Annotated in this window: 13 protein-coding genes, 1 pseudogene and 1 other annotated feature; of the genes and pseudogenes, 7 read left to right on the forward strand and 7 right to left on the reverse strand. The window is 28.8% G+C overall.

Annotation, left to right across the window (positions count from 1 at the left end; genetic code table 11):
* Nucleotides 1-79 precede the first annotated feature (79 nt).
* From WJW32_RS09145 to WJW32_RS09155, 3 genes and pseudogenes are all read left to right on the forward strand, one after another.
* Nucleotides 80-1,483 (forward strand): APC family permease, encoded by a 1,404-nt coding sequence (locus WJW32_RS09145; RefSeq protein WP_340257575.1) that lies wholly within the window; start codon nucleotides 80-82, stop codon nucleotides 1,481-1,483.
* Nucleotides 1,484-1,640: 157 nt separating this feature from the next.
* Nucleotides 1,641-2,777, forward strand: coding sequence for a glycosyltransferase family 4 protein (locus WJW32_RS09150; RefSeq protein WP_340257576.1), 1,137 nt, complete (start codon nucleotides 1,641-1,643; stop codon nucleotides 2,775-2,777).
* A gap of 18 nt (nucleotides 2,778-2,795) precedes the next feature.
* A pseudogene (locus WJW32_RS09155) lies at nucleotides 2,796-3,041 on the forward strand (sugar phosphate nucleotidyltransferase); the annotation flags it as partial.
* 103 nt (nucleotides 3,042-3,144) lie between these two features.
* On the opposite strand, the gene WJW32_RS09160 reads toward WJW32_RS09155, so the two are convergent.
* From WJW32_RS09160 to WJW32_RS09185, 6 genes are all read right to left on the reverse strand, one after another.
* Nucleotides 3,145-4,887, reverse strand: a complete 1,743-nt coding sequence (locus tag WJW32_RS09160; protein ID WP_340257578.1) for an NADH-dependent [FeFe] hydrogenase, group A6 — start codon at nucleotides 4,885-4,887, stop codon at nucleotides 3,145-3,147.
* Nucleotides 4,888-4,903: 16 nt separating this feature from the next.
* Nucleotides 4,904-6,787: an NADH-ubiquinone oxidoreductase-F iron-sulfur binding region domain-containing protein gene (locus tag WJW32_RS09165; RefSeq protein WP_340257580.1), complete on the reverse strand. Its 1,884-nt coding sequence runs from the start codon at nucleotides 6,785-6,787 to the stop codon at nucleotides 4,904-4,906.
* A gap of 26 nt (nucleotides 6,788-6,813) precedes the next feature.
* Complete coding sequence (nuoE, locus tag WJW32_RS09170; protein ID WP_340257581.1) at nucleotides 6,814-7,329, reverse strand: NADH-quinone oxidoreductase subunit NuoE; 516 nt, start codon at nucleotides 7,327-7,329, stop codon at nucleotides 6,814-6,816.
* A gap of 162 nt (nucleotides 7,330-7,491) precedes the next feature.
* Nucleotides 7,492-8,181 carry an LrgB family protein gene (locus tag WJW32_RS09175; RefSeq protein WP_340257583.1) on the reverse strand — a complete coding sequence of 230 codons (690 nt, stop codon included), beginning with the start codon at nucleotides 8,179-8,181 and terminating at the stop codon, nucleotides 7,492-7,494.
* A gap of 1 nt (nucleotide 8,182) precedes the next feature.
* On the reverse strand, nucleotides 8,183-8,530 hold the full coding sequence (locus WJW32_RS09180) for a CidA/LrgA family protein (protein WP_340257584.1): 348 nt from the start codon (nucleotides 8,528-8,530) through the stop codon (nucleotides 8,183-8,185).
* Nucleotides 8,531-8,672: 142 nt separating this feature from the next.
* Complete coding sequence (locus WJW32_RS09185) at nucleotides 8,673-9,119, reverse strand: hypothetical protein (protein WP_340257586.1); 447 nt, start codon at nucleotides 9,117-9,119, stop codon at nucleotides 8,673-8,675.
* A gap of 262 nt (nucleotides 9,120-9,381) precedes the next feature.
* On the opposite strand from WJW32_RS09185, the gene WJW32_RS09190 reads away from it, so the two are divergent.
* A complete protein-coding gene (locus WJW32_RS09190; RefSeq protein WP_340257587.1) occupies nucleotides 9,382-9,549 on the forward strand; it encodes a CDIF630_02480 family spore surface protein in 168 nt (55 codons plus the stop codon).
* Nucleotides 9,550-9,633: 84 nt separating this feature from the next.
* Nucleotides 9,634-9,886 (forward strand) — a binding site (T-box leader).
* Between the two features lie 75 nt (nucleotides 9,887-9,961).
* On the forward strand, nucleotides 9,962-11,353 hold the full coding sequence (asnS, locus tag WJW32_RS09195; protein ID WP_340257589.1) for an asparagine--tRNA ligase: 1,392 nt from the start codon (nucleotides 9,962-9,964) through the stop codon (nucleotides 11,351-11,353).
* 51 nt (nucleotides 11,354-11,404) lie between these two features.
* Here the strand turns inward: asnS and WJW32_RS09200 are convergent, their stop codons facing one another.
* A complete protein-coding gene (locus tag WJW32_RS09200) occupies nucleotides 11,405-12,205 on the reverse strand; it encodes a metallophosphoesterase (RefSeq protein WP_340257590.1) in 801 nt (266 codons plus the stop codon).
* A 325-nt stretch (nucleotides 12,206-12,530) separates the two neighbouring features.
* On the opposite strand from WJW32_RS09200, the gene WJW32_RS09205 reads away from it, so the two are divergent.
* Nucleotides 12,531-13,655: a potassium channel family protein gene (locus tag WJW32_RS09205; RefSeq protein ID WP_340257592.1), complete on the forward strand. Its 1,125-nt coding sequence runs from the start codon at nucleotides 12,531-12,533 to the stop codon at nucleotides 13,653-13,655.
* 88 nt (nucleotides 13,656-13,743) lie between these two features.
* A complete protein-coding gene (locus WJW32_RS09210) occupies nucleotides 13,744-14,925 on the forward strand; it encodes a D-alanyl-D-alanine carboxypeptidase family protein (protein WP_340257594.1) in 1,182 nt (393 codons plus the stop codon).
* Nucleotides 14,926-14,993 lie beyond the last annotated feature (68 nt).

Consider the following 14,993-nt stretch of genomic DNA (forward strand, 5'->3'; position numbering starts at 1 on the left):
TTTTTTGGTTATGAAACAACTTAAATAAAACACATAAGTTGCTTCGTGTAACGTAAGGATTTGAAGGGGGGAACTTTAAATGAGTAGCAAATCGAAGGATTTTAATAGAGTATTATCTAAAAAAGATGTTTTAGCATTAGCTTTTGGAGCTATGATAGGATGGGGATGGATTGTACTTGCGGGAGAATGGATAAAAAAAGCTGGGTCATTAGGTGCTGCTATTGCGTTTATACTTGGTGGTATTATGGTATTGTTTGTAGGATTAACTTACGCAGAATTGACATCAGCAATGCCTGAGTGTGGAGGAGAACATGTATTTAGCCACAGAGCATTAGGTGAAAATATGTCATTTATATGTACATGGTCTATTATATTAGGATACATATCTGTTGTAGCATTTGAGGCAGTTGCACTTCCTACTGTGGTAGAATATTTATTTCCTAATTATGTTAAGGGATACATGTATACTGTAATGGGCTATGATGTAAATTTCACCTGGGTATTAGTAGGTGTTGTAAGCTCAATTCTTATAACTGCTATAAACTATATTGGTGTAAAGCCGGCAGCTTTTTTACAAGGGGTTTTAACATTTATAGTGGTTGCTATAGGAATCTTGTTTTTCTTAGGATCTTTAGTTAATGGAGATCCTGTGAATGCAAAACCTTTAATAGTTAATGGACCTAAAGGTATATTGTCTGTTCTTATAATGACACCGTTCATGTTTGTTGGTTTTGATGTTATACCTCAATCGGCGGCAGAAATTAATTTGCCTTTTAAAAAAATTGGAAGAATACTTCTAATGTCAGTAGTTATGGCTATATTTTGGTATGTGATGATTATTTATGCTGTATCTTTATCTCTTAACCAAACTGAATTGAATGCATCTACTATGGTCACAGCAGATTCTATGAAAGCTGTATACTATAATAGTACTTTGGCTGGAAAGCTTATGGTAATAGCTGGTATTGGTGGTATATTGACTAGTTGGAATTCATTTTATGTAGGGGGAAGTAGAGCTATTTATGCTATGGCAGATTCAAAAATGCTTCCTAAGTTTTTAGCTCGTGTACATCCAAAGTATAAAACACCGACTAATGCTGTTTTATTAGTAGGAATGTTCTCTTGTATAGCGCCTTTCTTTGGAAGACAAATGCTTAGCTGGCTTGTTAATGCTGGTGGAATTACAATAGTTATGGCATACTTAATTGTAACAATATCATTTTTAGTTTTAAGATATAAAGAGCCAAATATGATAAGACCATACAAGATTAAGTGTGGTAAGCTAGTAGGAAGCATAGCTGTTTTATTAAGTTTAGGAATGTTGAGTTTATACTTACCAGGTGCTCCAGCTGCTCTTAACTGGCCTTATGAGTGGGGAATTATAATAGGATGGTCTCTGATGGGTGCAATATTCTTTGCATGGGCTAAGTTATCTTATGCAGCTAATAAAGAAGAAAAAGAAAAGTTGTTAAAAGTCAAATAGAACATAGTAAATTTATAAAGTTCCAATTAAATATTGGAGCTTTTTTTGGTGCTTGAAAAATCACATTTATAAATTAACTAAATATAATGTATCAAGAAAATTTCAATAAATAATGACTTAAAAAAATATTAAAATTTATTAAGGAAAGGAGTATTTTATGAAGATTGCATTTATTTGTACAGAAATGCTTCCTGTTCCTCCTGTTTTAGGAGGAGCTATTCAAATATATATACAAGGTGTATTGCCTATTTTATCTAAATATCATGAAATAACAGTTTTTAGTGTAGCAAATGATAAACTACCTTCTAGGGAGATGAAGGACAATGTAACTTATATTAGAGTACAAAGAGAAAATGCTGATGATTATATAAATAATGTTAAAAATGAAATTACTGACGAATTCGATTTGATCCATGTATTTAATAGACCCCGTTGGATATCTATATTAAATGAAGTTGTACCTAATACTGCTTTAAGTCTTAGCCTTCATAATGAAATGCTGTTACCTAAAAAAATTGAACCTGAAATGGCGTTAGAATGTATAGATAGAGTTAAGTTTATTACTACTGTAAGTAAATTTGTAGCAGATGAAGTAAAAAAAATATATCCAACTGCTGAAAGTAAATTAAATCCAGTATATTCAGCCGTAGATGGAAATAAAATGAAACCATTTTGGAGTGAAGATGTTGTACAAGATAGAATAAATATGAGAAAACAGTATGGACTTGAAAATTCAAAGGTTATCCTTTATGTAGGTAGACTATCTAAAAATAAAGGACCTCATGTTTTGTTTGAAGCAATGAAAGAAGTCATGAATTCTCATCCGAATACTGTATTGATGTGTGTAGGAAGTAAATGGTATGGTCTTAATACACCTAGTAACTATACATTGCTATTACAACATATGGCTAAAGAATTAAAAAATCCAGTTATATTTACAGGTTTTTTAACACCTGATGAAATAAGTAAATACTATAATATGGGAGACATATTTGTATGTACTTCTCAATGGAGAGAGCCACTTGCTAGAGTTCACTATGAAGCAATGGCGGCTGGGCTTCCTATTATAACTACTGCGCGAGGCGGAAATGCTGAAGTTATAGAAGAGGGTGTTAATGGGTTTGCGATTAAAGAATATGATAATCCAAAGGCTTTTGAAGAATATATTAAATATATTTTAGATAATGAAGATTTGGCAAATGATATAGGAAAAAAAGGAAGGGAATTTGTATTAGAAAAGTATAATTGGGAAGTAACTGCAAATAAACTTTTGAAAATTTTTGAAACTATTTAAAAATCAAAAAATTATATAATGGAAGGAGGGTATCCTATTAATAAAAATATAAAAAAAGTAGTAATACCAGCAGCAGGGCTTGGAACAAGATTTTTACCAGCAACTAAGGCTCAGCCAAAGGAAATGCTTCCAATAGTTGATAAACCCATTCTTCAATATATAATAGAGGAAGCTATTCAATCTGAAATAGAAGAAATATTAATAATTACAGGTAGAAATAAAAAATCTATAGAAAATCATTTTGATAAATCTGTAGAGCTAGAATAAGAGCTACTCAAGTTTTAGGAGTAGCTCTTATTCTATTTTAAAAGGAAGTATAAGGGTATTATCTAAAGTTTAAAAGTATATTTATGAAATAAGCATAATATTATTCTGTAGCTCTTTTATGGTAGTGAGTATGAAGTAGTTTGTGAGCTTTTTCTCCATATGGTTCTCCTAAAAATTCTTTATATAAAGTCTGAACGTATATATTTTCATGAGATTTACGTATTTTTTTTGATCTATCTTCTTGATATAATCCTTTTGCTCTTTCTGATATTATATCTAAATTTCCGTGATGGTAAGGCTGACCGCCTCCACCTATGCATCCACCTGGACAGGCCATTATTTCTATAGCGTGATAGTTAGATTTTCCAGATTGAATATCTTCAAGTATTTTTCTAGCATTTCCAAGTCCGCTTGCAACAGCTACGTTTATATTCATATCATTAATTTTTATACTAGCTTCTTTTATGCCATCCATACCTCTTAACTGAGAAAATTCTACATTGTTTAAAGTATCGTTTGTAATCCATTCGTAAGCTGTACGAAGGGCAGCTTCTAAAACTCCTCCAGTTGTACCGAATATTACTGAAGCTCCAGAAGATTCACCTAAAGGATTATCGAAATCATCGTCTTTTAAAGATTTAAAGTCAATTCCAGCTTCTTTTATCATTTTAGCAAATTCTCTTGTAGTTATTACTATATCTACATCTTTAGTTTTTTCATTAGCAAGTTCTGGACGAGCTGCTTCATATTTTTTTGCAACACATGGCATTATAGATACTACTACCATATTTTCAGGATCTATATCCATATTTTTAGCTAAATAAGTTTTAGCTATAGCTCCAAACATTTCGTGTGGAGATTTGCAAGTTGAAGGTATATCTAATAAATCTGGAAATTGATGTTCAAGGAATTTAACCCATGCAGGACAACAGCTAGTAAGAATAGGAAGATTTCTATTTTCCTCTATTCTGTGAACAAGCTCAGAAGCTTCTTCTATTATTGTTAAATCAGCAGCAAAATCGGTATCAAATACTTTATCAAATCCCAAATTTTTAAGTGCACTAACTATTTTACCTGTAACAAGTTCACCAGGGTTCAAACCAAATTCTTCTCCTAAAGCAACTCTAACTGCAGGTGCTACTTGAACTATAACTGTTTTGTTTTTATCTGATAATGCATTCCATACTTTTGGAATGTTATTAACCTCTGTTAAAGCTGCTGTAGGACATACTGCAACACATTGACCGCAGAAGGTACATGAAGTTTCGTGCATTGGGTTGTAAAAAGAAGGGGATATGATAGTTTCAAAACCTCTATCAACCCCGGACAAAACATTTACTGTTTGAACCTCACTACACATAGTCTCGCAACGTCTACATAAAATGCACTTATCTAGATTTTTTACTATAGAGTAGCTTGACTTATCTATTCCATGGCTTGACGTTTTACCTTTATATTTAATTTCTGAAATTCCAAGGTCAGCGGCTAATGATTGAAGTTCACAATTTGTGTTTTTATCACAAAGAAGACAATCTTGAGGATGATTAGATAAAAGTAGTTCAACTACAGTTCGACGTGCCTTTATAGCTCTTAGTGTATCTGTTCTAATTACCATACCATCTTTTACAAGAGTAGAACATGCTGGAAACAAATTCTTTTTTCCTTCGATTTCAACTACACATACACGACATGAAGCTGATTCATTAACCATTTTTATATTATGAAGATCCAAATGACATAGAGTAGGTATTTTTATATTTAATCCTTTTGCAGCCTCTAAAATAGTAGTTCCTTTAGGAACTGATATATTTTTATTGTTTATAGTTAAATTCACCATATTCATACTATCACCTCGCTAACTATTTTTTTACTATTGCATTAAATTTACAAGCATCTAAACAAGCACCACATTTAAGACATTTTGTATTGTCTATTACATGCGTTTCTTTTACTTTTCCATTTATAGCATTTGCAGGACAAATTTTAGAACATTTTGTACAGCCTATACATTTGTCAGTTATGAAATAGTCGAGTAGTGCTTGACATGAACCTGCACTACATTTTTTATTTATGACATGATCTTCATATTCATTCATAAAGTATTTCATTGTACTTAGAACTGGATTTGGCGATGTTTTTCCAAGACCACATAAAGATGTATCCTTAATTGTCTCAGCAAGTTCTTTTAAGTCATATAAATCTTGTTCAGATCCTTTGCCTTCTGTAATTTTAGTTAATATTTCATGTAGTCTCTTATTTCCTATACGGCAAGGCGTACATTTACCACAAGATTCTTCAACTGTGAATTCGAGGAAAAATTTAGCTATATTAACCATACAATCTGTTTCATCAAGAACAAGCATTCCTCCGGAACCCATCATAGAACCTATTGCATTTAAAGAATCAAAATCAATTGGTATATCTAAAAACTTTGAAGGTATACATCCGCCTGAAGGTCCACCGGTTTGAACGGCTTTGAATTTCTTACCATTAGGTATTCCACCGCCTATTTCAAATATTATTTCTCTTAAAGTCGTTCCCATTGGAACTTCAACAAGACCTACATTATTGATTTTTCCTCCTAGTGCAAATACCTTTGTTCCTTTAGACTTTTCAGTTCCTATAGCAGAATACCATTTAGCACCATTTAGGATTATTGCAGGTATATTAGCATAGGTTTCAACATTATTTACACAAGTCGGTTTACTCCATAAACCTTTTTTAGAAGAACTTACTGTTTTCATTCTAGGCTCGCCGCGATTACCTTCAATAGAGTGTATAAGAGCAGTTGCTTCTCCGCATACAAATGCTCCTGCTCCGTATTTAAGTTCTATATCAAAGTCAAATCCTGTTCCTAGTATATTTTTTCCTAAAAATCCGAATTCTCTAGCTTGATTTATAGCTATTTTAAGTCTATGAATAGCTAGTGGATATTCGGCACGAATGTATATGTATCCTTTGTTTGAACCTATTGCATATCCGTTAATTGACATAGCTTCTAAAACTGAATGAGGATCCCCCTCAAGTACAGATCTATCCATAAATGCTCCTGGATCACCTTCATCGGCATTGCAAACAACATATTTTTCATCAGATAAAGCTTTTAAAGTTGACTCCCACTTTATACCTGTAGGGAATCCAGCTCCACCTCTTCCTCTAAGACCTGATTTCTTAATTATATTTATGACATCTTCTCTAGACATAGATGTTATTGATTTTCCAAGAGCTATATAGCCATCTTCAGCTATGTATTCATTTATATCCTCTGGGTTTATAACACCGCAGTTTCTAAGTGCTATTCGCAGTTGTTTTTTATAAAAAGACATATCATCATGCTTCTTAACTTTCTGTTTTATAGTAGGCTCTTCAAATAATAGCCTGTCGATAACATTGCCTTTTATTATGTGTTCACTTATTATTTCTTCAGCATCGTCAGGAGATACATGTACATAAAACACATTATCAGGAAAAACTTTAACTATAGGACCTTTAGCACAAAATCCAAAGCATCCAGTTAATGAAACTTTTACTTTATCTGATAAATTGTTATTTTTAATGCTAGCTTTAAGATTTGTAATTATTTCATCGCTTTGAGCAGAATGACATCCTGTTCCTCCGCAAACTAAAATTTCTTTTAAATCGTGGTCTATATGTTCAAGATTAGTATTATTTCGTATGTCGATAAGTGGTTTTAGTGTTTCGTTAAGACTAGTTAGTTCTTTGTATGATTTTATTTTACTCATAATTATTTTTCTCCCCCCTTTATAAATTATATTGAAGATTGTGCTAATTTTTTATCTTCAACTTCATTATTGTAATTGGAAAGTATTTTTTCAACATCATCCAGTGTAACATGACCATAAACTTTTTCGTTTATAACTACTACAGGTGCTAACCCACAAGCACCAACACATCGTAAACCTTCTAATGTGAATTTACCATCTTGTGTAGTTTCACCGCATTTAATATTAAGTTCCTGTTCAAATTTTTCCATTATTTTATCAGAACCTTTTACAAAACATACTGTTCCAAGACAAATATTTATGACGTATTTTCCTCTTGGTTTTGTAGTAAAATAAGAATAGAAACTTACAACACCGAATACTTTTGAAGAAGGTATATTCAATTTTTTACTTATAAATAATTGAACCTCTTTTGGAAGATAACCAAAAATATGTTGCGCTTTATGAAGAACTTCTATTAAAGCTCCTTTTTTTTCTTCAAGTGAGTTGATAAAATCATCTAGTTCATCGAACTTATCTTTACCTAAAGATTCCTTTAACATAATAATAGCCCCCTTAACAGCGAAAATAGAAAATTCAGAATATTTAATTAGTAATATTATACCACTCTAAACCAAAAAATGGTAATAAAAATGAATAAAATTCAGAAAATTTATTATAAAAATACGAAAGCCATATTCTTAATTAAGAATATGGCTTAAATGTTAACCTATGAATTTTACTAATATAGGAGCTAATAGTACAGTTATAATACCTGCAATTCCTATTGAAAGGCTACTCATAGCCCCTTCAGTTTCTCCAAGCTCCATAGCTTTTGTAGTTCCAAGAGCATGTGATGAAGTTCCTATTGAAACACCTATAGCTACCTTGTCTTTTATTTTGAAAAATTTACATACTGAAGGGCCTAAAACAGCTCCTATAACACCTGTTATAATTATACAAACTATAGTTATTGATGGTATACCTCCTATTTGGTTTGACACTTCTATACCTATAGGGGTAGTTATTGATTTTGGAATTAGGGATAGACTTATTTGAGTATTTACATTTAAATATTTGCTTAAAAATATTATACTCGATATAGATGTTAAACATCCTATAAAAACTCCTATTAAAATAGGAAATAAATTCTTTTTTAATAGCTCGAATTGATTATATAATGGAACCGCTAGTATTACTGTAGCTGGGGTTAAGAAAAAAGTAATAAAGTTCCCCCCTTTATTATACGAATCAAAATCAATGTCTAATATTAAAAGAAATGAAATTATAATTATCATACTTATAAATACAGGATTAAAAATAGAAAGCTTTGTTTTTTTATTTATAAGAACACTAAATTCAAAAGCTATTATAGTTATAAGTATACCAAATATAGGATTATCAACAAAACTCATATTAATCTCTCCTTCTTTTTAATATTTGAATTGTAAATCCAGTTGTAAATATTACTAATATAGTAGAAACAATAGATATAAAAAATAATATAAACCATTGTCCTTTTAATATATCAAGAGAAGATATTAAACCTACTCCTGCAGGTATAAAAAAGAAAGCTAGATTGTTTAGTAAAAAATTACTTATATCCTCTATTACATAAAGTTTTATTATACCTGTATTAAGAGATATAAATAACAATATCATACCGATTATACTACCTGGCAAAGGAAATGGTAAAAAGTTAGAGAGGACCTCTCCTAAAAGACATATAAATAAAATTATGCCCAGTTGTCTAAATAATTTCAAGTAAAACACCTCTTTCAATTAAAAGAATATTGTATACAAGCTATATTCTATATCTTTTTATTAAAAAAATCTATATATAAATCTTAAAATTTAAACAAATAAAAAAACAGAATCTATTTAAAATTCTGTTTTCTTTTGAAAATTATTTAACTATAATAGCAACTTTTTCTGGTTCATTGTAATATAAACGTAAGATTTGGTTTTTTTTAATATTTTTTTCATCTAAGCCTTTTTTGATATTTAATTTGATAGGTAATTTTCCGTTTTTAAGTAGAAGTTCGTATTGATTTTCTTTCTTTTGAAAGTATATAACTTTTCCTTCATAGTATTTTAATTGTTGAAGTTTGTCTCTGTACAATTTCAAATAATAAAAAGCCCCAGCTGTAACCGCTAATGTAAGCCCGAATCTTATCCAAATATTGGTAATTAATGATGCTGTTCCAAAAAATGATAACAATATTAAAATAATAGGTATAATTGATTTTTTTAATATCATCTTACCGAACATAGTAGATAAGTCTTTTTCGGTTTGATTCATACTTTTTAAGTCTACTTTCTTTTTTATTTCTTGCTTGAACTCTTTTTTCATAATAAATCCTCCTACAATTATATTTTCTTGAGTTATATGACTTAATAGTGATTATATAATTTAAAATTACTATTATATAATTACCATTATTAATTTATATTATAGATAATTATATATACAACTAAAAGAAGTTTATAAAAATCTAATCTAAAACATTTTACCATGAAAACAAGTAAAAATAAACTATGAGAATAAATTATTGCTAGATAATTATAATAAATTTTTAAATTTAGTAAATAATATGGTTAAAGGAGTGATTGACATGAAAAATAAAGACAAAAGAAATAAATTTACTAATTTAAGTGAAAATCATGAAACAGCAGCATGGGCAGATATTGAAAGTGTATTTGATGAAACTAATGTATCAATACCGAGTGAGAGGGCAACGAGAGAAGCTAAAGAATGGGTAGATAATGAAAATCAGAGATAGATAAAGCAAAATTTTAATTACCAAATATGTTTGACATAAAAAAATAAAGATAATATAATATAAATACTAATTAAAGTAGAATATTTAAAAACAGTGAAGAGAAAAGTATCTATGAATTATTTTAATTAAAGCGAATTGGTGATGGTGAGAGATCAATATTAAAAGTCATAGAGAAGAACAACTTAGAGTTTCTAACCGAAATTGAGAAGATAGTAGGCTTAGACGGCTTCATACCGTTACAAATGAATAATATAAAGTCAATCTTTGTATTTATAGAAAGTGGCCGTATTATGGCAATTAGGGTGGTACCGCGAATAATAAGTTTTTCGTCCCTTCATTAGGGATGAGAGACTTTTTTTTTATTTAAAAAAATATAATAAAGATTAAATAAAATATATAAGGAGGTAATAGTATGAAAAACATATTGGTAAAAGAAATTTATAGAGAAACAGAAAAACATTCTGATCAAACTGTACAAATATCAGGATGGATAAGAACACTAAGATCTTCAAAGGCATTTGGATTTATAGAATTAAATGATGGAAGCTTTTTTAAAAATATCCAAGTTGTATTTGAAGAAAACTTAGAAAATTTCAAAGAAATAAGTAAATTATCTATTAGTACATCTATAGTGGTTGAAGGTAAGCTAGTATTAACACCTGGAACAAAGCAACCTTTTGAAATAAAGGCTACTAAAATAACTGTTGAAGGAGAATCTTCAAGTGAGTATCCTTTACAAAAGAAAAGACATACTCTTGAGTATTTAAGAACTATAGCACACTTAAGACCACGCAGTAACACATTTTCAGCAGTGTTTAGAGTTCGTTCTATAGCTGCTTATGCTATACATAAGTTCTTCCAAGAAAAAGGATTTGTATACACTCATACTCCAGTAATAACAGGCAGTGACTGTGAAGGTGCGGGAGAAATGTTTAGAATAACTACTTTAGATATGAAAAATCCTGCTATTGATGAAGATGGAAATGTTGATTATTCTAAAGATTTCTTTGGTAAAGAGACTAATTTAACAGTAAGTGGACAATTAGAGGCGGAAGCTTACGCGTTAGCATTTAGAAATATTTATACTTTTGGACCAACATTTAGAGCTGAAAATTCTAATACGTCTAGACATGCATCAGAGTTTTGGATGATTGAGCCTGAGATTGCATTTGCAGATCTTAATGATTATATGAATTTAGCAGAAGAAATGATGAAATATTTAATTGATTATGTTATGAAAAATGCTCCTGAAGAAATGGAATTTTTCAATAAATTTATAGACAAAGGTTTACTTGATAGATTAAATAATGTAGTTAATTCTGATTTTGGTAGAATAACATACACTGAAGCTGTAGAGATTCTTAAAAATTCAGGTAAAGAGTTTGATTATCCAGTAGAGTGGGGATGTGATCTTCAAACAGAACATGAAAGATACTTAACTGATGAAGTATACAAAAAGCCTTTATTTGTTACTGATTATCCAAAGGATATCAAATCTTTCTATATGAGACTTAATGATGATAATAAGACTGTTGCTGCAGCTGACCTATTAGTTCCAGGTGTAGGAGAGATAATTGGAGGAAGTCAAAGAGAAGAAAGACTTGACATATTAGAGTCTAGAATGAAAGAAATGAATCTTAATGAAGATGATTACTGGTGGTATTTGGAACTTAGAAAATTTGGTGGAACAAAGCATGCAGGATATGGACTTGGATTTGAAAGAGCTATAATGTATTTAACAGGTATGGGTAATATAAGAGACGTTATACCTTTCCCAAGAACACCGAAAAATGCAGAATTCTAATAATAAATAATTTTAATAATAAATAAAGTAGATATTAACCCAGGTTGATATCTACTTTTTGTTTTGTAAAATAATTAAGCTTATTTGACTTTTATTTAAGAATCTTATTGGGAGAGCACTAGTTCCTAAACCGCTGTCTATATAGATTTCTTTATCGTTATGTAATTTATATAATCCTTTATCGTATTTAGGAAAGAATCCCTGTCCTGGAGCTATAAGACCTCCTATTAAAGGAAGTCTTATTTGACCTCCGTGTGTATGACCACATAAAATAAGATTAGAGTCTATATTTTTATATTTGGTAATTACATTAGGAGAGTGAGACAATAAAATAGTAAAATATTGAGTGTCTATATTTTTAAAAGCTGAGTATGTATTTTCATGATCTGTGTAAGGATCATCAATTCCGCAAATATTTATTTTTATATTATTCTTTTCAAACACCTTGTTTGAATTATTTAAATCTATTAAGTTTTTCTTCCTTAGAGAATCTATAAATGCATCTTTATTTGAGTTTCTCCATTCGTGATTACCGCTTACAAAATATATATTGGGATTTATATTTATCAAAGAATCTAAAAACGAGTATATACGCTCGAAATTTTCAGTTTTAGCATCTATAATATCTCCAGTTAGAACTACCATATCTATATTAGATTCCCTAATATAATGTATTAAACCTATATTGTTTAAATTCCTATTGTGAATATCAGATATTTGAAGTATCCGTATACTTGAATCATTGGGAATTTTATTTGAATATATATTTATTTTGTTAATTTTAATATCTGTTACTTGGTAATATATATAAGAGAATAAAATTATGAATATTAAGATTGGTATTTTTTTCATGTTATCAAAGCCTTTCATTATAAAATGATTTAAATTTAGTTACACTTAGATTTATAAGTTAATAATAAATGATAAAAGTCCTAATTTCAATTTAAATTAGGACTTTTATCATTTATATAGATTAATATTGCTAACCCCTTTCATAAAGTTGACACTTAATTTAGATTTATCAAAATAAGACACGAAATATACATACTTTATATAAAATTCCCGGGAAATATATTTTCTTTAAGGATAAAAATCATATAAGTGTCAATAATATAGTATAAATGCTTTCTTATCAATGAATAGGAATTAAGTTTCATTTTATGGAGGTTTGTGTTTTATGAAATGCAAGTGGGAGGTTGAAGATTGTACATGCTATAGATGTACAGAAGATGTTTCACAATACTGCTTATTCCATAGACCGGTTAAATCAGAAAAAGAAAAAGAAATTATAACTAATATATTAAATGGAGATATACAAGCAAATGATTATTTATGGAATGAGGAAGAAAATATATACGATTTTAGAGGTATTATATTTCATCAAGATGTGAATATATCAAATATAAAAATAAATAATCTAAATAAAAAAGCTTCTTTTGATTTTTCTTATGCAGTATTTAATAAAAATGTATATTTTGATGATTACAAATTTTACTCAGATGCTTTATTTATAAATACAAAATTCAAACAAAATATTTCTTTTGAAAACTGTATATTTATAAGAAATTGTATATTTGATAAAAGTGAATTTTTAAGCAATAAAAGTATGTCTGTTTTCTATATGTCTAAATTTTTAGGACAGGAATTTATATTTAAAAATATATCAAATGGAGTAAAATTTGATGGAATTAGATTTTCTTCTAATACTAAATTTATACTTCAAAATGTAGACTATGATAAAGAAAGGTATATAGATGCTAGGAATGCATATAGAATTGCTAAAAATCAATCCAATATAATAGGTGATTACGAAGAAAGTGGTAAATATTACTATGAAGAGAGAATGTACAATGGAAAAATGATATTTACTTGTATAAAGGATGAAGATAAAAAACATAGATATATAGTACCTAAAATAATGGATTTGGTATCTAAATATATAGTTGGATATGGAGAAAAACCACAAAATGTTTTATTTTTCTCATTTATATTGATAAGTATATTTGCCTATTTATATATGATAGCTGGACTTAGATTTAATATAAATATTGATTGTACTATGAATTACCATAGAACGATTAAATATAGTTTTTTAGATATATTAAATTTAGATTTTAAAGATTTTATAAGTGATTATTTTCAGGCTTGGTATTTTAGCATAGTTACATTTACGACAGTTGGTTATGGAGATATTATACCTATAAATTATCATGGAAAAATATTGGCTTCAATTGAAATGTTCTTGGGAGTAACTGTTATAGCTACATGGACATCAACTGTTGTAAGAAAGATGTCGAGGTAAGAATAAAATTTAATTAATATGAATTATAAAAAACAAATAGTAAATATTAAATAGTGTTAAAATAAGTAAATCTTTGAGGAGTGATAACTTGAAATCTAAAATTACAACATTAATAATTATATTTGCATTATTTACAAATATATCAAATGCTCAAAATTACGATTTGGATAAATATATAAAGTCTTCTATACTTATAGATCAGCAAAGTGGAAATGTTTTATATGAAAAAAATGCAGATCAACAAATGCCATGTGCAAGTTTGACAAAAATGATGACTTTGTTGGTGACTCTAGATAGTATAAAAAATAATAAAGTATCAAAAAATGATATTGTAGAGATAAGTTCTAAAGCGGCTAGAACAAGCGGCTCGACCTATAGATTAAAAAAAGAAGAAAAGGTTAAATTGATTAACCTCATGAAAGGTATGATGGTTGTATCTGGAAATGATGCTGCTGTTGCAATATCAGAATATGTAGGCGGAGATACGAAAACATTTGTCGAGATGATGAATAAAAAGGCTAAAGAAATAGGTATGAATAAAACTTCATATATTAATCCAAATGGATTACCTGTTTATGGAATAAATGGAGATATGAAAACTCCTAAAGAAAATATGTCTACAGCTAGAGATTTAAGTTTATTAGCAAAATATTTAATAGATAATTACAAACAAGATGTTTTGAATATAACAAGTATACAAACTCATACAAATTATAAAAGAGGGTTTATAGGAAATAATACTAATGCTTTACTTAGAATAATGCCAGGTGTTGACGGACTAAAAACAGGATTTACTGGAAGGGCTGGGTATTGTTTAGCTTCTACTATGAATATAAAAAGTACAAATGAAAATAATAAAGATTTTAGAGTTATAAGCATTGTGTTAGGAGCTCAAAGTTCTAAAAATAGAACTAGTGTATCAAAACAACTTTTAGAATACGGAAAAAATAATTTTAAGAAAAGCAGAATAGTAAAAAAAGATACATTTATAGGAAAGACGTATTTGTATGGAGAAAGTGAATTGGAAGTAAATTTAAAAATAAAAGAAGACTTATGGATTGTAAAAAAAGATAAAGAAAAAATTGAAAGAAGTATTATTTTGGATAAGTTGACATATCCTATAAATAGAGGAGATAAAGTGGGAAAGATAAAGTATTATACACAAGATGGAGTCAATATAGCAAATGCAGATATTGTAAGTGATAGCGAGATAAATACAATACCAATGAAAATAAAACTGAAACTATTTATAGAAAAAATTGTAAAATAATGTATTTAAATTAATTATTTGGGGATTAATATAAATAGTTATTATTTGTAAGGAGTGATTGATATTAA

Origin of the sequence: Tepidibacter sp. Z1-5 (assembly GCF_037844525.1) — a bacterium.
Classification (GTDB): Bacteria; Bacillota; Clostridia; order Peptostreptococcales; family Peptostreptococcaceae; genus Tepidibacter_A.

Bases quoted from the DNA above. Each gene is read 5' to 3' on its own strand.
- WJW32_RS09145 (WP_340257575.1), top strand. From the start codon at position 80: ATGAGTAGCAAATCGAAGGATTTTAATAGAGTATTATCTAAAAAAGAT.
- WJW32_RS09150 (WP_340257576.1), top strand. From the start codon at position 1,641: ATGAAGATTGCATTTATTTGTACAGAAATGCTTCCTGTTCCTCCTGTT.
- WJW32_RS09160 (WP_340257578.1), bottom strand. From the start codon at position 4,887: ATGAATATGGTGAATTTAACTATAAACAATAAAAATATATCAGTTCCT.
- WJW32_RS09165 (WP_340257580.1), bottom strand. From the start codon at position 6,787: ATGAGTAAAATAAAATCATACAAAGAACTAACTAGTCTTAACGAAACA.
- nuoE (WP_340257581.1), bottom strand. From the start codon at position 7,329: ATGTTAAAGGAATCTTTAGGTAAAGATAAGTTCGATGAACTAGATGAT.
- WJW32_RS09175 (WP_340257583.1), bottom strand. From the start codon at position 8,181: ATGAGTTTTGTTGATAATCCTATATTTGGTATACTTATAACTATAATA.
- WJW32_RS09185 (WP_340257586.1), bottom strand. From the start codon at position 9,119: ATGAAAAAAGAGTTCAAGCAAGAAATAAAAAAGAAAGTAGACTTAAAA.
- WJW32_RS09190 (WP_340257587.1), top strand. From the start codon at position 9,382: ATGAAAAATAAAGACAAAAGAAATAAATTTACTAATTTAAGTGAAAAT.
- asnS (WP_340257589.1), top strand. From the start codon at position 9,962: ATGAAAAACATATTGGTAAAAGAAATTTATAGAGAAACAGAAAAACAT.
- WJW32_RS09200 (WP_340257590.1), bottom strand. From the start codon at position 12,205: ATGAAAAAAATACCAATCTTAATATTCATAATTTTATTCTCTTATATA.
- WJW32_RS09205 (WP_340257592.1), top strand. From the start codon at position 12,531: ATGAAATGCAAGTGGGAGGTTGAAGATTGTACATGCTATAGATGTACA.